Source organism: Massilia timonae CCUG 45783, assembly GCF_000315425.1.
Lineage (GTDB): Bacteria > Pseudomonadota > Gammaproteobacteria > Burkholderiales > Burkholderiaceae_D > Telluria > Telluria timonae.
The window spans coordinates 539245-557137 of sequence record NZ_JH992925.1; the positions used below are offsets into that span (position 1 = coordinate 539245).

14 protein-coding genes are annotated in these 17893 nt (G+C 68.3%); 1 reads left to right on the forward strand and 13 read right to left on the reverse strand.

The genetic code is table 11. The features are described 5' to 3' along the window. Positions 1-154 precede the first annotated feature (154 nt). From HMPREF9710_RS22670 to wrbA, 13 genes are all read right to left on the reverse strand, one after another. Positions 155-2413: an arginine/lysine/ornithine decarboxylase gene (locus HMPREF9710_RS22670; protein WP_005670289.1), complete on the reverse strand. Its 2259-nt coding sequence runs from the start codon at positions 2411-2413 to the stop codon at positions 155-157. A 174-nt stretch (positions 2414-2587) separates the two neighbouring features. Beyond that, positions 2588-3220, reverse strand: a complete 633-nt coding sequence (locus HMPREF9710_RS22675; protein ID WP_005670290.1) for a DUF4337 domain-containing protein — start codon at positions 3218-3220, stop codon at positions 2588-2590. After that, positions 3220-3717, reverse strand: coding sequence for a dihydrofolate reductase (locus tag HMPREF9710_RS22680; protein WP_005670292.1), 498 nt, complete (start codon positions 3715-3717; stop codon positions 3220-3222). Before HMPREF9710_RS22680 ends, HMPREF9710_RS22675 begins: the two co-directional genes overlap by 1 nt. After that, positions 3714-4508, reverse strand: a complete 795-nt coding sequence (locus tag HMPREF9710_RS22685; RefSeq protein WP_005670294.1) for a thymidylate synthase — start codon at positions 4506-4508, stop codon at positions 3714-3716. Before HMPREF9710_RS22685 ends, HMPREF9710_RS22680 begins: the two co-directional genes overlap by 4 nt. Before the next feature lie 4 nt (positions 4509-4512). Beyond that, the gene (locus HMPREF9710_RS22690; RefSeq protein ID WP_005670296.1) at positions 4513-5628 is read right to left on the reverse strand and encodes a threonine aldolase family protein; all 1116 of its coding nucleotides are present in this window, start codon (positions 5626-5628) and stop codon (positions 4513-4515) included. Between the two features lie 82 nt (positions 5629-5710). Then, entirely contained in the window at positions 5711-7732 is a 2022-nt protein-coding gene (locus tag HMPREF9710_RS22695) for a methyl-accepting chemotaxis protein (RefSeq protein WP_005670299.1), read from the reverse strand. Between the two features lie 157 nt (positions 7733-7889). Then, a complete protein-coding gene (locus HMPREF9710_RS22700; protein ID WP_005670301.1) occupies positions 7890-9737 on the reverse strand; it encodes an ABC transporter transmembrane domain-containing protein in 1848 nt (615 codons plus the stop codon). 42 nt (positions 9738-9779) lie between these two features. Next, entirely contained in the window at positions 9780-10847 is a 1068-nt protein-coding gene (locus tag HMPREF9710_RS22705) for a lipocalin-like domain-containing protein (protein ID WP_005670303.1), read from the reverse strand. Further along, positions 10847-13396 (reverse strand): FtsX-like permease family protein, encoded by a 2550-nt coding sequence (locus HMPREF9710_RS22710; RefSeq protein WP_005670305.1) that lies wholly within the window; start codon positions 13394-13396, stop codon positions 10847-10849. The genes HMPREF9710_RS22705 and HMPREF9710_RS22710 overlap by 1 nt, the downstream gene beginning before the upstream one ends. Continuing rightward, positions 13384-13812 (reverse strand): DUF4124 domain-containing protein, encoded by a 429-nt coding sequence (locus HMPREF9710_RS22715; protein WP_005670307.1) that lies wholly within the window; start codon positions 13810-13812, stop codon positions 13384-13386. The genes HMPREF9710_RS22710 and HMPREF9710_RS22715 overlap by 13 nt, the downstream gene beginning before the upstream one ends. Positions 13813-13825: 13 nt before the next feature. Then, positions 13826-15247, reverse strand: coding sequence for an FAD-binding oxidoreductase (locus tag HMPREF9710_RS22720; protein ID WP_005670310.1), 1422 nt, complete (start codon positions 15245-15247; stop codon positions 13826-13828). Next, positions 15240-15641 carry a DUF2069 domain-containing protein gene (locus HMPREF9710_RS22725; RefSeq protein WP_005670312.1) on the reverse strand — a complete coding sequence of 134 codons (402 nt, stop codon included), beginning with the start codon at positions 15639-15641 and terminating at the stop codon, positions 15240-15242. The genes HMPREF9710_RS22720 and HMPREF9710_RS22725 overlap by 8 nt, the downstream gene beginning before the upstream one ends. Next, positions 15641-16252 (reverse strand): NAD(P)H:quinone oxidoreductase, encoded by a 612-nt coding sequence (wrbA, locus tag HMPREF9710_RS22730; RefSeq protein ID WP_005670314.1) that lies wholly within the window; start codon positions 16250-16252, stop codon positions 15641-15643. The genes HMPREF9710_RS22725 and wrbA overlap by 1 nt, the downstream gene beginning before the upstream one ends. Positions 16253-16323: 71 nt before the next feature. On the opposite strand from wrbA, the gene HMPREF9710_RS22735 reads away from it, so the two are divergent. Further along, positions 16324-17733 (forward strand): YihY family inner membrane protein, encoded by a 1410-nt coding sequence (locus HMPREF9710_RS22735; RefSeq protein WP_005670315.1) that lies wholly within the window; start codon positions 16324-16326, stop codon positions 17731-17733. Positions 17734-17893: the final 160 nt, after the last annotated feature.

The following is a 17893-nucleotide window of genomic DNA, read 5'->3' on the forward strand; positions in this document are numbered from 1 at the left end:
CCGGCAGGAAGCGCAGCACCTTCTCCTGAGCGAAGATCGGGTGCATCGTGGCCGGACGCCTGGTCGCTCGCGTTCATGCGCTGCGATGACACGCGAAAAAAAAGGCCCGGAATCGCTCCGGGCCTCTCTCGGCGGGCGGAGGGTTCGCCCCCGCTTACGCGTCCTGCATCACGCAATCGACGAAGTAGCCGCGCTTGCCGTCGACTTCGCGCTTGACCAGGCCGTGGACGTCGGTCTCGAAGCCCGGGAAGCGTTCGTTGAAGTCGCGCGCGAAGCGCAGGTAGTCGACGATGGTCTTGTTGAAGCGCTCGCCCGGGATCAGGAGCGGAATGCCCGGCGGGTAAGGCGTCAAGAGGATCGCCGTGATGCGGCCTTCCAGCTCGTCGATCGCGACGCGCTCGATTCGGCGGTGCGCCATATTGGCGAAGGCGTCCGACGGCTTCATGGCAGGCACCATGTCCGACAGGTACATCTCGGTCGTCAGGCGCGCCACGTCGCGCGACTTGTAGAAGGTGTGGATCTCGTTGCACAGGTCGCGCAGGCCGCGGGTCTCGTAGCGTGGGTTGGCCGAGGCGAACTGCGGCATCACGCGCCACATCGGCTGGTTGCGGTCGTAGTCGTCCTTGAACTGCTGCAGCGCCGTCACCAGCGTGTTCCAGCGGCCCTTGGTGATGCCGATGGTGAACATGATGAAGAACGAGTACAGGCCGCACTTCTCGATGATGACGCCGTGCTCGGCCAGGTACTTGGTGACGATCGAGGCCGGGATGCCGGTCTCGCCGAACTGGCCCGACAGGTCCAGGCCCGGGGTCACGATGGTGGCCTTGATCGGGTCGAGCATATTGAAGCCCGGCGCCAGCTTGCCGAAGCCGTGCCAGTTCTCTTCGGCGCGGATCATCCAGTCGTCCTGGGTGCCGATGCCTTCTTCCGAGAACTTATCCGGACCCCAGACCTGGAACCACCAGTCGTCGCCGAAGTCCTCGTCGACCTTCCTCATCGCGCGGCGGAAGTCCAGCGCCTCCAGGATCGATTCCTCGACCAGGGCGGTGCCGCCCGGCGCTTCCATCATGGCCGCGGCGACGTCGCACGACGCGATGATCGAGTACTGCGGCGAGGTCGAGGTGTGCATCAGGTAGGCCTCGTTGAAGGCATCCTGGTCGAGCTTGACCGATTCGGATTCGCGCACCAGCACCTGCGACGCCTGCGACAGGCCGGCCAGCAGCTTGTGCGTCGACTGGGTCGAGAAGATCATCGACTCCTTGGCGCGCGGGCGGTCCTGGCCGATCGCGTGCATGTTCTTGTAGAAGTCGTGGAAGGTCGCGTGCGGCAGCCAGGCTTCGTCGAAGTGCAGGGTGTCGATCTTCCCGTCCAGCATTTCGCGCAGGGTCTCGACGTTGTACACCACGCCGTCGTAGGTCGACTGGGTGATGGTGAGGATGCGCGGCTTCTTGTTGACGGCGTCGCGCGCGAACGGATTCGCCTCGATCTTGCGGGCGATCGATTCGGGCGTGAACTCTTCGAGCGGGATCGGGCCGATGATGCCCAGGTGATTCCGGGTCGGCATCAGGAACACGGGGATCGCGCCGCACATGATGATCGAGTGCAGGATCGACTTGTGGCAGTTGCGGTCCACGACGACGATGTCGCCCGGCGCCACGGTCGAGTGCCACACCATCTTGTTCGAGGTCGAGGTGCCGTTGGTCACGAAGTAGCAGTGGTCGGCGCTGTAGATGCGCGCGGCGTTGCGCTCGGACTTGGCCACCGGGCCGGTGTGATCGAGCAGCTGGCCCAGTTCCTCGACCGCGTTGCAGACGTCGGCGCGCAGCATGTTCTCGCCGAAGAACTGGTGGAACATCTGGCCGATCGGCGACTTCAGGAAAGCCACGCCGCCCGAGTGCCCCGGGCAGTGCCACGAATAGGAGCCGTCGTAGGCGTAGTTGACCAGCGCGCGGAAGAACGGCGGCGCCAGGCTGTCGAGGTAGGCCTTGGCCTCGCGGATGATGTGGCGCGCCACGAATTCCGGGGTGTCCTCGAACATGTGGATGAAGCCGTGCAGCTCCTTCAGGATGTCGTTCGGGATGTGGCGGCTGGTGCGGGTCTCGCCGTAGATATAGATCGGGATGTTGGCGTTCTTGTGACGGATTTCCTTCACGAAGGCGCGCAGGCCGGTCAGCGCGAAATCGGTCTCTTCGAGCGAGCCGCCGCCGAATTCCTCGTCGTCGATCGACAGGACGAAGGCCGATGCGCGCGATTGCTGCTGGGCGAACTGGGACAGGTCGCCATAGCTGGTCACACCGACGACCTCCATGCCTTCCTGTTCCATCGCGGCCGCCAGGGCGCGAATGCCAAGACCGGAGGTGTTCTCCGAGCGGAAGTCCTCATCGATGATGACGATAGGGAAACGAAATTTCATGGACAGCTCCAAAACGAAGCGCCGTGGAAGCGGCAGGTCCGCCGGTCATTCCGGGGGAGCTGGCCGCCGCGCACGGCACCGTAGAAAAATGAGAAGCGGATTTTCGCAGAAAACGCGGGTCCCGGTGCAAGTTTTTTTGCTAGGTTAGCCACTGTTCCGGAAGGGTGGCGCACTCTAGTCGATTCTTCGGCCCGCGCGCCGGATGCCCTCGGTCAGCAGCGCCGCCGCCAGCGCGCCGACCAGCGGGATCGGCGACAGCGCGGTGACGCTGCCGTGCACGAAGGCGAACAGCCCCAGCGTGATGCCGAAGGCCGCCACCGCGCCGGTGAGCGTGAGCAGCCAGGTGCGGCGCGCCAGCAGCGCGACGGCGGCCAGCGAGATCGCGATCTGCTGGGCCACCGAGGCCGCGGCCCACTGGCGCTGGCGGTGCAGGGCTTCCTCGGAGCGGCGGTTCGACTCGCTCGACGCCGCTTCCCAGCGCTCGGCTTCCTTGCGGATGACGTCCTTCTCTTCGCGGTAGCGCTCGGCCTCGCCGCGGTAGCGCGCGCCGTCGACCCCGGGCAGGGTCGCGGCCAGCTCGGCCAGGTTCTGACGGCTCGACTTGGCCTGGTAGTGGCTCCAGGCATTGGCGGCGCTGGTCCTTTCCATCGCCGCCTGGGTCTTGTGCAGGCTGGCGTCGTTGTGCGACGAGGTGCCCAGGAAGGCGAACAGGGTGCCGAGCGTGGCCAGCACCGCGATCAGTACCGCGACGCGGGCGGCGAATCCGTCGCCGCCGCGCGAGCCCGGTGGGCGTGCGGTTTCGCTCATCAGGCGGCCCTGCGTTCGTAGGTCACGAAGGCATAGTCGAATCCCTGCTCTTCGGCGCGGTGGGTTTCGCGCGCGGTCTCGACCCATACGTCCGGGTCGATCGGCGGGAAGAAGGCATCGCAGCGGAAGGCGTGGTCGATGTGGGTGACGATCATGGCGTCGGCGACGTTCATGGCTTCGATGAAGACCTGGGCGCCGCCGATGATGCTGGCCGGCTCGCCATCGAGCAACGCGATGGCGGCGCCCAGCGAGGCCGCGCTGTCGACGCCTTCGTGCGACCAGCCGGCATTGCGGGTGACCACGATGTTGCGGCGCTTGGGCAGCGGGCGGCCGATCGAGTCGAAGGTCTTGCGGCCCATGATGATGGGCTTGCCCAGGGTGACGCGCTTGAAGTGCGCCAGGTCTTCGGGCAGGTGCCAGGGCAGCTGGTTGTCCAGGCCGATGCCGTTGTTGGCGTCGACCGCGACCACGAGGGTCAGGCGGGGCGCGCTGTTCATACGGCCACCGGCGCCTTGATCGCGGGATGCGGATCGTAACCCGTGATCTCGAAGTCCTCGAAGCGGTAGTCGAACAGCGAGTCCGGCTTGCGCTTGATCTCGAGGCGCGGCAGCGCGCGGGTCTCGCGCGACAGCTGCAGCTCGACCTGCTCCATGTGGTTCGAATACAGGTGGCAGTCGCCGCCGGTCCAGACGAAGTCGCCCACCTCCAGGCCCGCCTGCTGCGCCATCATGTGGGTCAGGATCGCGTACGAGGCGATGTTGAAGGGCACGCCCAGGAAGATGTCGGCGCTGCGCTGGTACAGCTGGCAGGACAGCTTGCCGTCGGCCACGTAGAACTGGAACAGCGCATGGCAGGGCGGCAGCTTCATCTGCGGCACGTCGGCCACGTTCCAGGCCGAGACGATCATGCGGCGCGAGTCGGGCGTGGTGCGGATCTGGTCGAGCACCTGCGCGATCTGGTCGATGTGTTCGCCCGACGGGGTCGGCCAGTTGCGCCACTGGTAGCCATAGATCGGGCCCAGGTTGCCTTCTGCGTCGGCCCATTCGTCCCAGATGCTGACGCCGTTCTCCTTCAGGTAGGCGATATTGGTCGAGCCCTGCAGGAACCAGATCAGTTCATGGATGATCGACTTCAGGTGCACCTTCTTGGTGGTGAGGAGCGGGAAGCCTTCCTGCAGGTCGAAGCGCATCTGGTAGCCGAACACCGAGCGGGTGCCGGTGCCGGTGCGGTCGGTCTTGATGGCGCCATGCTCTTTCACATGGCGCATGAATTCGAGATATTGGCGCATTGCGTTACGGTTTCGGAGAATCTGTCATTTTAGCATTCGCCACCAGTGCCGCGGCAAACCGCCGCAGCGCTTCGCGCACCGTTTCGTCGGACATCGACAGCAGGTTGTCGCCGACGTAGATCTCGACGACGCTCGACGCCGGCAGCGCGCCATGCACGGCGCGGTTGAACATCCAGATGCCGTGCTCGCGCGCCAGCGCATCGCGCACCGCCAGCGCGCGCTCGCGGTCGACCGGCAGGTGGACATGCAGCATATTGGATTGAGGCGCGGCGGGATTGACGCGCAGTTCGGGATGCGCGCGCAAGGCCTGGTAAAGAAAGCGGGTGCGCTCGAAATACGCCGGCATCGCCGCCAGCCGCTCGTCGAACTGCATCGCCGCCGCCACGATGTAGGGCGAGCGGTGGATGACGTTGCCGCCCTGGCGCCGGAACCACTCGGCGCAGCGATCCACGAAGGCGCGGCTGCCGAGCAGCATGGCGCCGCCCAGCCCGCCGATGCCCTTGTACAGCGACACGTACACCGAATCGAAGCCGGCCGCGATCTCGGCCACGCCGCGGCCATGACCGGCTTGCGCCTCCCACAGGCGCGCGCCATCCATGTGCAGGTGGATGCCGCGGCTGCGGCAGTGGCGCTTGATCGCTTCCAGCTCGTCCCAGCTTGATAGCTGGCCGCCGATCTCGCGCATCGGGATTTCGAGGCCGACGGCGCCGAGGCGGTCCGGCACCGCCGCCAGGTCGGCCTCGACCCAGGGGCGGTGACGGTCGCCCACGGACAGCGCCTGGAAATGGTCCAGCATCTGGTAGTTGGAACGTTCGTGAACGAAGATGTGCGAGGTCGGATGCAGGGCCACCAGGCGGCTGCCCCGGTCCGACGCCCCGAGCCGCAGCGCCGTGACCTGGGCCATGGTGCCGCTGATGCAGAACACGGCCGCCTCGAAGCCCAGCAGGGCGGCGACCTTGCGTTCGAAGTCCTGGATCAGGGCGCCGTTGCCATAGACGTCGTGGTCGACGTCGTGCTCCTCGCACCAGGCGGCCATGGCGGCGAACAGTTCGGCCGGACGCCGCTGGCGATGGCCGGGGAAGATGGTGTGGCAGCGGCGCTGCAGGTCGGTGTCGGACAAAACGGGCTCCTGGAAGGCGAGCCCGTTACTGTACACCGCCGCCGGCGCGGTTCAAAGAGCCGCATGGCGAGCTCTGAGAAACTCAGTTCGCGATCAGCGCGCGGCGGGCAGGGGCCGCCAGCGCGGCGACCTCGCGTTCGTCGGCCAGGCGGAAACGGCGCACCGAACGCGCCAGCGCGTCGGCCTGCTCGTGCATGGCCTGGGCGGCGGCGCTGGCCTCTTCGACCAGGGCCGCGTTCTGCTGGGTCACGGTGTCCATCTCGACCACCGAGCGGTTGATCTCTTCGATGCCCTGCGTCTGTTCCTGGCTGGCGCTGCTGATCTCGGACATGATGTCGGTCACGCGCTGCACGCTGTCCAGCACCTCCTGCATCGTGACGCCGGCCTGGGCGACCAGTTGGCTGCCGGCATCGACTTCGCTGTTGGACGCTTCGATCAGGACCTTGATCTCCTTGGCGGCGGCGGCCGAGCGCTGGGCCAGGTTGCGCACCTCGCTCGCCACGACCGCGAAGCCGCGGCCCTGTTCGCCGGCGCGCGCCGCCTCCACGGCCGCGTTCAGCGCCAGGATATTGGTCTGGAACGCGATGCCGTCGATGACGCTGGTGATGTCCGAGATCTTGCGCGAGGCCTGGGAAATCGAGTCCATGCGCGCCACCACCTGCGACACCGTGCTGCCGCCTTTCTGGGCGACTTCGGACGCGCTGCGGGCCAACTGGTCGGCCTGGCGCGCATTGTCGGCGTTCTGGCGCACGGTCGTGGTCAGCTGGTCCATCGACGAGGCGGTGGTGGCCAGGCTGGCCGCCTGTTCCTCGGTGCGGCTGCACAGGTCGAGGTTGCCGGTCGAGATTTCCTGCGAGGCGGTGGCGATGTGCTCGGCGCCGTCGCGCACCTGGCCGACCACGCTCGAGAGGCGCGCGCCGATCTCGTTGATGGCGCCGGTGAGGCGGCCGATCTCGTCGTCGCGGCGCGCCTTGACCTGGGCGGTCAGGTCGCCGTCGGCGATGCGGGCGGCGACCGCCTGCACTTCGGCCAGCGGGCGGGTGACGGTGGCGCGCACCAGGAAGTACAGCACGCTGGCCAGCACGGCGAGCGCCGCCAGGCCGAACAGGATGAAGCGGTTGCGCAGCTCGGTCGCGGCGGCGGTGATCTCGTCGCGGTAGGTGCCGCCGGCGATGACCCAGTTCCAGTCCTTCATCTCGGAATAGGCCGCGAATTTTTCGCGTGCCTGGAGCTCGCCCGGATTCTGCCAGTCGTAGCTGATCGTGCCCTCCTTCTTCTCCAGCATTTCCTTGATGAAGGCATGGCCGTCGGCCGACTGGCTGTCGAGGATGTTCTCGCCTTCCTTGCTCGGGTGGACGATCAGGTCGCCATAGGTCTTCGGCGCCGACGACAGCACGAAGAAGTAGCCGGTCTCGCCGACCTTGACGGCGCGGATGCGCTCCTTCAGGGCGGCCACGTCGGCGGTGATGTCGACGCCGACGTAGAGCGCGCCGACCACCTTGCCGGAGGCGTCGCGCACCGGCTCGTACTGGGTGATGAACTGCTTGCCGAACAGCGTGGTCAGGCCCACGTAGTTGCGGCCGGCGCGCAGCGCCGGGTAGGCCGGCGAGGCCTTGTCGAGGGCGGTGCCGACCGCGCGCTCGCCGTTTTCCTTCTTGACCGACGTCGACACGCGCACGAAGTCTTCGCCGGACGCGGCGAAGATGGTGGCGTTGCCGCCGGTGCGTTCGGTGAAGGCGTCCGGGGCGCTGAAGTCGAGGTTGAGCGCTTGGCCGGCCACGCTCAGGGTCGGCACCTGGCGGCCGCCGATGTCGACGGTGGTCGCTTCGTCGAGCGCGAAGTCGCCCGGCAGGCCGGCGCGGAAGATGCGGCCGAAGCTGACCGCCTGGCTGCTGACGGTCTTGTTGAACAGCTCGACGGTGCTGGAGACGCCGTGCAGCTCGTTCCTCACGCTGTCGATGGCGCGCCGTTCCAGCATGCCGGAGGTCAGGACGGTGATGGTCGCGATCAGGGCGGCAATGATGGCGCCGGCCAGCAAAAAGGTGACGGCGCTGATGCGCGTGTCAACATTCCAGCTGGCTGGACTAAATTTGCGGTTGCTCATTTATAGCGAGGAAAAATAGAGGGATATAAGCCGCGATCATACCTCGCAAACTTTTCCTGCCGCAATATTTAGTGAGTTTTGGAATGCTACCTGGTCGCTCTGTAACAACAGCTTGATGGATTGCTACGTGATACTACGGATTGCCCGGAGCGCCTCGTCATGCCGCCACCGGCGCATGGGTCTGGAACTGCAGCGCAGCCAGGTTGGCATACACGCCACGCAGGGCGATCAGCTCGGCGTGGGTGCCGGATTCGACGATCCGGCCTTCGTCCAGCACGATGATGCGGTCGGCCCGCTGCACGGTGGCCAGGCGGTGGGCGATGATGATGGTGGTGCGGCCGACCATCGCCGCTTCGAGCGCGCGCTGGACCAGGCGTTCGGATTCGGCGTCGAGCGCGCTGGTGGCTTCGTCCAGCAGCAGCAGCGGCGGGTTCTTGAGCAGGGCGCGCGCGATCGCGATGCGCTGGCGCTGGCCGCCCGACAGGCGCACCCCGCGCTCGCCCAGGAACGACGCGTAGCCTTGCGGCAGGCGCTCGATGAAATCGTGGGCCGCGGCCATCCTGGCCGCCGCGATCACCTCGTCGTCGCTCGCGTCCGGACGGCCGTAGCGGATGTTTTCCATGGCGTCGAGCGAGAAGATCACGGTATCTTGCGGCACGATGCCGACCGCGCCGCGCAGCGTCTGCAGCGCCAGGTCACGCACGTCCACGCCGTCGAGGCGGATGCTGCCGGCCTGCGGATCGTAGAAGCGCAGCAGCAGCTGGAACAGGGTGGTCTTGCCGGCGCCGGAAGGGCCGACCACGGCCACCGTCTCGCCGGGGCGGATCTCGAGCGCGAGATGCGACAGTGCGGCTTCGTCCAGGCGCGACGGATAGGCGAAGGTCACGTCGTCGAGCGTCACGCGGGCGCCGTTCTCGGTGCGCGCGGGCAGGTTTTTGGGTTGCAGCGGATCCTGGATCTCGGATTGCGCGCCGAGCAGTTCGAGCAGGCGTTCGGTGGCGCCGGCGGCGCGCTGGGCGTCGCCCATCACTTCCGACAGGGCGCCGACCGAACCGGCCACGATGCCGGCGTACAGGATGAACTGGCCCAGGTCGCCGCCGGTCATGGTGCCTTCGAGCACGGCGTGGGCGCCGAGCCACAGCACGAACACGATGGCGCCGAACACCAGCACGATGGCCAGCATGGTGAGCGTGGCGCGGGCGCGGATGCGGCGCATCGCGGTGCTGAAGGCGCCTTCGACTTCCCTCGAGAAGCGGCCCGATTCATGGCCCTCGCGGGTAAATGCCTGCACGGTCGGCATCGCGTTCAGGATCTCGCCGGCCACCGCCGAGGCGTCGGCGATGCGGTCCTGCGAATCGCGCGACAGCTTGCGCACGCGGCGCCCGAACAGCACGATCGGCAGCACCACCAGCACCAGCAGGCCCAGGATGATGGAGGTCAGGCGCGGGCTGGTCACGAACAGCATCACCAGGCCGCCGAAGAACAGCAGCGTGTTGCGCAGCGCCAGCGAGATGCTGGTGCCGACCACGGTCTGGATCAGGGTGGTGTCGGTGGTCAGGCGCGACAGCACTTCGCCGGTGCGGGTGGTCTCGAAGAATTCGGGGCTCTGGCGCACCACGTGGCCGTAGACGCTGCTCCTGATATCCGCGGTGACGCGCTCGCCCAGCCACGACACCATGTAGAAGCGCGCCGCGGTGGCCACCGCGAGCACCGCGGCGACGCCGAACAGGGCCAGGAAGGTGGCGTTGATGTGTTCCAGGCTGCCGCCTTCGATCGCGGCGCCGGCGGCCGCGCTGGCTGAAGCTGCGCCGAAGCCCAGGTCGATCATCTGCTTGAAGGCCGCCGGGATCGCCAGGGTGGCGCCGGCGGCGAACAGCAGCGCGATGCCGGCCAGCAGGAACTGGCGGCGATAGGGACGCAGGAAGGGGCTCAAGCCCCTGAGGGTGGCCAGGCTGCTCTTGCGGGATGATTCTGGGTCGGTCTTGCTGGTGTTACGGGTGGTCATCGTGTTTTGGCGTGTCGGTCGTTCTTGTTATCGTTATTGTTATTAAAGCTTCATGGGTTGCACATAGCCGGTCATCTCGAGGTAGCCGCGGCCCACCCGGCGGCCGTTCTGCTGGATCGTGACCGCGCCTTCCCAGTACACGGCGCCGGTCGAGCGGCGCGAGTCGAGTTCCTGGTCTTGCTGCAGCGGCACCACCTGCCAGGCCTGGCCGCCCGTGCTGATCGTGGTCGCGATCGGATACGTGGCGCCGGTGCGCGGCGACTTCCAGTGCGTCTGCGGCGCGAAGGTGATCTGCTCGGGCGCGTAGTGCAGCACCTTGCCGGCCTTGTCGCGCCGGGTGGCGTGCGCCCATAGTTTACCACCTTGGCGGTCGCGGATCTGGAAAGCCATCAGGGCGCCGCCGTCGTCGAGGTTGGCGCCGACCCAATCCCAGCCCACGGCGTCCGGCTGCAGCGCCTCGCTCGACCATTCGTGGTCGAGCCACGCGCTGCCGCTCACCTGCGTGGCCGCCATGCCGGCGCGGCCGACCGTGCCGCTCACTTCCAGGTGCGGTTCGCTGTAGTAGTAGCTCGCGTGCCGGGCGCTGGGACCCTTGCGCGAATAGCCGCCCTGGCCCTGCACCAGCACCGGCTGGGTCGGGCGCAGGCGCAGTTCGAGCGTCAGCTGGTTGGATCGGACGGTGACCCGGTAGACGCCGCCCGCATCGCGGACCATGCGCCAGTCGTCGAGTTTGAGGTCGGTGTTGCCGGGCCGCGCCCAGGCCATGCTGAAGCCCTCGCGCGCGCTGCGCTCGTCGTGCACCAGGCGGCCGACCTGGGGATCGGACAGCGCCGCGTGGCCGATCACCAGCTGGCGCGGCGCGAAATGGCTCGGGTTGGCGTTGTCGGCGCCGGTGCGGCTGCGAAAGAAGGTGACCTGGAAGCCGAGCGGGCGCTTGTCGGGCGTCTCGACCCAGCCGGTGACGTACCACCACTCGGTGCGAAACTCCGGATGGGCGCCGTAGTCGCGCGGGAACGACAGGCCGGCGCCCGGGGTGACCGGCGCATACACGGGCGCCGCGGCATGGGCAGACAGCGACAGCAAGACCAACAGGCACAGAATAAAACGCATTACCAATCCTCTCTGACCGCGCGCACCGGGCCGCCGGACAATGCCTGGCGTCCCGAGACGAGCGCGGTAGCAACCGATGCAGCGACCAGCACCGCGGCCACGCTGCCGAGCAGGGGCCAGGGCAGGTGCAAGCCCATGGTCCAGTGGAAGGACTGCGGGTTGATCACGTACACCAGGATCAGGCTGATCACCAGCCCGAGCGCGAAACCGGCGACGACGCCGAGGCCTGTCAGCAACCCGCCCTCGAAGGCGAGCAGTTGCAAGACCTGGCGCCGGGTGACGCCGACGTGGCGCAGCATACCGAATTCTCGCGCCCTTGCCAAAGTCTGGGCCGAAAAACTCGCCGCGATGCCCGACAGGCCGATGGCGATCGCGATCGCCTCGAGCAGGTAAGTGACGGCGAAACTGCGGTCGAAGATCTTGAGGCTGGTGGCGCGGATGTCGCCGGGCCGCATCAGGTTCAGCGAGGGTCCGAACGGCAGCGCGCGCAGGCTGCCTTCCAGCGTCGCGGCGTCCACGCCGCGCGCGCTCCACAGGGCGGCGTCGGTGACCTCGCGCTCGCCCGTCAGCCGGCGGTAGTCCTGCAGCTGGATCACGACCGAGCCGCCCTGGTTGGCGTAGTCGCGCCAGGCGCCGGCGACGAAGAACTCCACCTGCGCCCCGCCAAGGGGCAGGCGAAGGCGCTGCCCTACGCGGGCGCCGTACAGGTCGAGCATCGCCTCCGACACCCAGGCGGGGCGGCTGCCTGGCAGGATTGGCGCCGATTGACCGACCAGGTACAGCAGGCGGGCTGGGTCGCTGGCGTCGATGTCGCGGGCGATGACGACGATTGGCGGCCGCTCGGGCGACAGTGACACGCGCCGGGTGCGCAGGAACTGGACTCTCTCGACGCCGGGCAGACTGGCCAGCGCGGCCTGCTGCTCGCCGCTCAGGAAGCCGGTGCCGCCGGCATCGATCGTGCGCACGTACAGGTCGGCCGGCAGGATGTGGGCCATCCAGTCGTCGACCGAGACCCGGAAGCTCGACACCATGATCCCCATCGCCACCATCAGGCTGAAGCTGGCCAGGATGCCGCCCAGGGCGATCGAGGCCTGGCCCGGCGCGTTGGCCAGGCGCGCCAGCGACAGCGCCAGCACCGCCGGACTGCGCTGGCGCCGCCCGAGAGAGGCTTCGAGCGCGCGGAAGGTCAGCGCCGCGAAGCGCGGCATCAGGCCGATGCCGCCGACCAGCAGCAGGGCGATTGCCAGGTAGCCGAACAGCGGCAGCTCGAACACCGGCGGCGCGAAGGCGAACAGCGCGGCCAATCCCAGGCAGACGAGCGAGGGCCAGACCCGCGCCAGGCGCGTGAGCGGCGCCTCGTCGGCGCCGGACTTGATGGCCACCGCCGGCCGCGCGCGCGCCGCCTCCCAGGCCGGCGCCAGGCAGCCAAGCAGGGCCACGCCCAGGCCCAGCGCGAAAAACACCAGGGCGGCGCCGGGCGTGAACGCGACCTGCGGGCGGATCCCGGGGAAGTAGCCGGCGCCAAGGTCGCCGCCAAAGAAATGCAGCGCGGCGGCCGCCAGAGCGTAGCCGGCGCCGATGCCGAGCAGCGCGCCCAGCACGCCCAGGCTGCCTCCTTCGAGCAGCACCTGGCGCAGCAACTGGCCGCGTTCGAGGCCCAGCACCCGCAGCAGCGCGAACTGGCTGCGGCGGCGCATCACCGACAGCGCCTGCGTCGAAAACACGAGGAAGGCGCCGGTGAACAGCGCCACCAGCGCCAGCACGGTCAGGTTGACGCGGTAGGCGCGGCTCATGTTGGCGGTGCGGCTTTCCTGGTCGGCGTCGTTCGGCTGGCCGACCGTGAAGCGGCCCGGCCAGGTGCGATCGAGCTGGGCGGCGAGATTGCGCTGGAAGGCGGCGCGGTCGACGCCGTCGCGCAATTTGAGGTCGACCCGCGACAGCTGGCCGAGCCGGTTGAGGCGCCATTGGGCGGCGCCGATGTCCATCACCGCCAGGCGCTGGCCGGCGCGGGCGCGCTGCACCGGGCCGGCCACGCGCAGGGCGACTTCGCCGGTGCCGGCGCGCAGCACCAGGGTGTCGCCGCGCCGCTTGTTCAGCCAGGCCTCGGCCGCCGGCGACAGGAACAAGGCGTCGTCGGCCAGGATGTCGAGCCGGCGGCCCTCGTCCGTCACCCCGAGCAGGTCGGGCGAGATGGCGCCGGCGCGAAACGGGTCGATGCCGACGATGCGCAGCGGAGCGTCGGCGCCCGGCACGCCGGCCTGGACCTCGAGGATGGGCGAGGCCAGCGCGACTTCGGGATGTTCGGCCAGGAAGGGGTAGACGGATTCGTCGAACAACGGCTCGCGGCCCTCTACCCGTATGTCGGCCTGGCCGGACAGGCTCTTGACGGCGGCCGAGAATTCGTTGAAGGCGGCGGCGTTGATCAGGTGGATGGCGAAGCCCATCGCCACCCCGGCGGCGATCGCCGCGATGGCGACCAGCGCCCGCACCGGATGCGCGCGCCATTCGCCGAGCAATAGCCAGCGCGACAGCCGGCTCAGGCCGGGCATTCCACCGCCAGCGTTTCGGCCTGGCGCCGCGCCTTGATCCGCGCCGCCTCCTTGGCGTCGCCGCGCGCGCGCGCCAGGTCTTCCTCGAGCCACTGGCGCTGCAGGCGCAGCTTGTCGCAGCGCTTGCGCAGGGCCGGCGCTGCGCGCCGGGCGCGTTCGCCGTCGCGTTCTTCGCGCAGGGTCTGGTCAGCGCGTTGCTTGTCGATACCCATGGCCAGGTCGCGCGCGCGATCCAGGCGCGCCAGCGTTTCGGGATCGGGCGGCGGCGCGGCGCGCACGGGCAACTCCGCGCCGGCGCCGGGGCAGGGGCGGTCGGCGTAGGTCACGCGCCCACTCTCCTGGCATTTGTAGATGGCGCCAGCGGCCTGGGCCTGGCACAGGATGCAGGCCGTGGCGATCGAGAGCAAGCGGTGCATGCGCGACTCCTGGTCATAGTATCTTCCCAGGATTCATGATGCCGAGCGGGTCGAGCGCGGCTTTGATGGCACGCATCATGCCAAGTTCGACCGGCGACTTGTAGCGCGCCAGTTCTTCGCGCTTGAGCATGCCGATGCCGTGTTCGGCCGAGATCGAGCCGCCGGAATCCACGACCAGGTCGTGCACGATGCGGTTGACCAGCGCCTGGTTTTCCAGGAAGGCCGCGTGCGACTGCCGGGCCGGCGGCGCCACGTTGTAGTGCAGGTTGCCGTCGCCCAGGTGGCCGAAGGTCACCGGCTGGCAGCCGGGAAAAGCTGCCTGCAGCGCGGCGTCGGCGCGCGCGATGAAGTCGGGGATGCGCGACACCGCCAGCGAGATATCGTGCTTGATGTTCTTGCCGGCCGCCGCCTGCGCCAGCGGGATGTGTTCGCGCAGCCGCCACAGGTCCAGGGCCTGCTTGTGCGAGGTCGCCACCACGGCGTCGCGCGCGGCGCCGGCTTCCAGCGCCTCGCCTATGCCCGATTCCAGCAGGCCGTGGGCATGTTCATCGGATTCATTGCTCGAGAGCTCGACCAAGGCGTATTGCGGATGCCGATCCGCGAACGGCCGCGGCAGGTCGGGAAACTGCGTCGCGACCAGGTCCAGGCAAAACGCGGACATCAGCTCGAAGCCGGTCAGCGCCGCCCCGCAGCGCGCCTGCAGCAGGCCGAGCAGATCGACGGCCTGGCGCGGTGAGTCGAGGGCGACCAGCGCGGTGAGGGCGGCGCGCGGCGCCGGATACAGTTTCAGCACCGCCGCCGTGATCACGCCCAGCGTGCCTTCGGCGCCGATGAAGAGTTCGCGCAGCGCATAGCCGGTATTGTCCTTGCGCAGGCCGCGCAAGCCGTCCCAGACTTCGCCCTGGGCGTTGACGACCTCGAGGCCCAGGCACAGCTCGCGGGTATTGCCGTAGCGTAGGACGGCGGTGCCGCCGGCATTGGTCGACAGGTTGCCGCCGATCGTGCAGCTGCCTTCGGCCGCCAGCGACAGCGGATACAGCATCCCGGCCTCGCTGGCCGCGGCCTGCACATCGGCCAGGATGCAGCCGGCCTCCACCGTCATGGTGCGGTTCAGGGGATCGATGGCGCGGATGCGGTTCAGGCGCCGCAGCGACAGCACGATGGCCCGGCCCGAGGAGTCCGGGACGCTGCCCATGACCAGGCCGGTGCGCCCGCCTTGCGGCACGATCGGCACGCGCGCTGCGGCGCAGGCGGCGACGATGGCGGCCACTTGCGCGGTGTCGGATGGCAGGACCACCGCCAGGCCGCGTCCGTTGTAGCGGCCGCGCCAGTCGGCCATGAACGGCGCCATGGCGGCCTCGTCGGTGATCACGTGGGCGTCGCCGGCGATCGCGCGGCAGCGCGCCAGCAGGGCATCGGGGCACGGCTCAGCCATGCGGCACTTTGACCTTGTCCAGCAATTCCTTGGCCAGGCGCTGCGCCTCTTTCTTGTAGGGGCGCAGGTAGAGCAGGGCGCAGAAGTAATACACCACGACCAGGGCGATCTCGCCCATGGCCATGTGGCGCGAGGCCGGGCTCTGGTCGGCCCAGGCGCGCACCACGCCTTCGGCAAAATAGATCAGGATCAGCATCGACGACCATTGCAGGGTGTACAGGTCGCGCTTGATGACGCCGCGCAGCGGCAACAACAGGGGCAAAGCCTTCAGGGCCAGCAGCCAGCTACCAGGCTGCAGGGGCGCCACGTAGGCTTCCCAGGCGACCAGCCAGCCGATCAGCCAGATCAGGCTGGCGATCGCTCCCACGTGAAAGACTTTTTTCCCTGTTCCCATCAGCGGTTTCCCTGCAGTTTCAGGGCCGCCTCTGCCAGGCGGCGACCGAGCGCTATCGCCAGCGTACGCTCTTCTTCGGTAACGGGGCGCTTGCCATCGACGCCGGCCCAGTGGGTCGCGCCGTAGGGGCTGCCGCCGCTCGCGGTGTTCATCAGTTCGGGATGGGTATAGGGCAGGCCCATCACCATCATCCCGTGGTGCAGCAAGGGGATCATCATCGACAGCAGGGTCGCTTCCTGGCCGCCGTGCAGGCTGCCGGTGGAAGCGAAGACGACGGCCGGCTTGCCGGACAGCGACCCGTTGACCCATTCGGTCGCGGTGCCGTCGAGGAAGTATTTCATGCTCGCGGCCATATTGCCGAAGCGCGTAGGCGAGCCCAGCGCCAGGGCAGCGCATTCGCGCAGGTCGTCCAGTTCGACGTAGGGCGAGCCCTGGTCGGGAATCCCGGGCGCGGTCGCTTCGGCCACCGACGACACCGGCGGCACGGTGCGCAGCCGGGCCTCGGCCCCCGGCACGCTGTCGATGCCCTGGGCGATCAGTTCGGCCAGCTTGCGCGTGGCGCCATGGCGCGAATAGTAGAGGACGAGGATGCTCAGTGGGGTCGTGTTCATCCTTGGTATTATAGTGCGGTTTGTTGAAATGACATGCTGGCGACGATGACGAATACGGTAAATCCAACACCATGGCGAACAAGACGGTGACCGGGGCGGTGAGTGGCGTGTCGCGTGCCAGTGGCGAGTTCGCGGGTGGCGGCGCCGAGCGCGGCCTGACCTGGCCCGAGGCGCGCGACCTGGTGCGCTTCGCCGTGCGTCGTCTGCGCGAGGAGCGCCTGCCGCAGGTGGCGGGCAGCCTGACCTTCACCACGACCCTGGCCCTGGTGCCGTTGCTCACCATCGTGCTGGCGATCTTTACCATGTTCCCGGCCTTCGGCCAGGTGCGCGAGATGATCGACGCCTGGTTCGTGCAGAACCTGATGCCCAAGGCCATCGCCAGCACGATCAGCGGCAACCTGACGCAGTTCGCCGACAAGGCCAAGGGGCTGTCGGCCCTCGGGGCGGTGGCGCTGCTGTTCACCACGGCCGCCACGATGAGCCTGATCGAGCGCGTGTTCAACCAGATCTGGAGCGTGCGCCAGCCGCGCCCGCTGCCCCAGCGCCTGCTGGTCTACTGGGCCCTGCTGACGCTGGGGCCGCTGCTGTTCGGCCTGTCGATCAGTTTCACCTCGCAGCTGGTGGACGTGACCGGCGGCCTGGAGCAGGGCGCCTCCCTGCTCGGCACCCTGTTCTTCACCCTGGCCTCGGTGGCGGTCACCACCGCCGGCTACACCTTGCTGTACGTCGTGGTGCCCAACCGCAAGGTGGCCTGGCGCGACGCGTTCTGGGGCGCGCTGGCGGCGGCGATGGCCTTCGAGGTCGCCAAGCGCGGCTTCGGCCTGTTCATCCGCCAGTTCCCGACCTACGCCATCATCTATGGCGCGCTGGCGGCGCTGCCATTGTTCCTGGTCTGGATTTACGTCACCTGGATGATCACGCTGGTCGGCGCGGTATTGACGGCGGCGCTGCCGGTGGTCAAGCATGAACGCTGGTGGTACCAGCCGGCGCCGGGTGGCGCCTTCGTCGACGCGATGTCGGTGCTCAAGGTGTTGTACGGCAGCGCGAAGCTGAGCGGCAATGCGCTGGTGGCGAGCAGCACGATCCGCGATCACACCCGGATCGGCTACGACGAGCTGGGCCGCCTGCTGGACCGGATGGTGGCCGAGGGCTGGGTCGGCCGGGTGCAGGACGACGCCCCGGCGCGGGCCGGCTGGCGTTTCAACCGCGGCGGCAGCCAGGAGAACTGGGTGCTGCTGGCCGATCCGGCGAGCCTGCGCCTGGCCGACGTCTACCGGCTGTTCGTGTTCGACTGCGCGGCGGCGGAAGGCGCGCAGCGCGAAGAGGGCGGGCCGGACACGCCGCTGGCGCTCGACGTCGGCAACCTCGCGCGCCAGGTCGAGGAGGCGGTCGAGGCGGGGCTGGAGCAGACGCTGGCGGCGCACTTCGGCGATCCCGAAGATGCCGTGCTGGCGGACATTGAGGCGCGCGCTACCAGCTGAGCTTGCCGTCGTGACGGCGCTTTCTTGACTCACGCTATGTTTTGACGCGTTGGCCGGGCCGGCGATATTGCCTCCGGCGACACTCACGCTTAGGCTGAAGACACTGTCCGGAAATCAATACCGGGCGTGTCTTTCCAGCCAGGAGTGATGATGAACACCA

Excerpts from the sequence above, each read along its gene's own strand:
- HMPREF9710_RS22670 (WP_005670289.1), bottom strand. The coding sequence starts at position 2,413 with ATGAAATTTCGTTTCCCTATCGTCATCATCGATGAGGACTTCCGCTCG.
- HMPREF9710_RS22675 (WP_005670290.1), bottom strand. The coding sequence starts at position 3,220 with ATGAGCGAAACCGCACGCCCACCGGGCTCGCGCGGCGGCGACGGATTC.
- HMPREF9710_RS22680 (WP_005670292.1), bottom strand. The coding sequence starts at position 3,717 with ATGAACAGCGCGCCCCGCCTGACCCTCGTGGTCGCGGTCGACGCCAAC.
- HMPREF9710_RS22685 (WP_005670294.1), bottom strand. The coding sequence starts at position 4,508 with ATGCGCCAATATCTCGAATTCATGCGCCATGTGAAAGAGCATGGCGCC.
- HMPREF9710_RS22695 (WP_005670299.1), bottom strand. The coding sequence starts at position 7,732 with ATGAGCAACCGCAAATTTAGTCCAGCCAGCTGGAATGTTGACACGCGC.
- HMPREF9710_RS22700 (WP_005670301.1), bottom strand. The coding sequence starts at position 9,737 with ATGACCACCCGTAACACCAGCAAGACCGACCCAGAATCATCCCGCAAG.
- HMPREF9710_RS22705 (WP_005670303.1), bottom strand. The coding sequence starts at position 10,847 with ATGCGTTTTATTCTGTGCCTGTTGGTCTTGCTGTCGCTGTCTGCCCAT.
- HMPREF9710_RS22710 (WP_005670305.1), bottom strand. The coding sequence starts at position 13,396 with ATGCCCGGCCTGAGCCGGCTGTCGCGCTGGCTATTGCTCGGCGAATGG.
- HMPREF9710_RS22715 (WP_005670307.1), bottom strand. The coding sequence starts at position 13,812 with ATGCACCGCTTGCTCTCGATCGCCACGGCCTGCATCCTGTGCCAGGCC.
- HMPREF9710_RS22720 (WP_005670310.1), bottom strand. The coding sequence starts at position 15,247 with ATGGCTGAGCCGTGCCCCGATGCCCTGCTGGCGCGCTGCCGCGCGATC.
- HMPREF9710_RS22725 (WP_005670312.1), bottom strand. The coding sequence starts at position 15,641 with ATGGGAACAGGGAAAAAAGTCTTTCACGTGGGAGCGATCGCCAGCCTG.
- wrbA (WP_005670314.1), bottom strand. The coding sequence starts at position 16,252 with ATGAACACGACCCCACTGAGCATCCTCGTCCTCTACTATTCGCGCCAT.
- HMPREF9710_RS22735 (WP_005670315.1), top strand. The coding sequence starts at position 16,324 with ATGGCGAACAAGACGGTGACCGGGGCGGTGAGTGGCGTGTCGCGTGCC.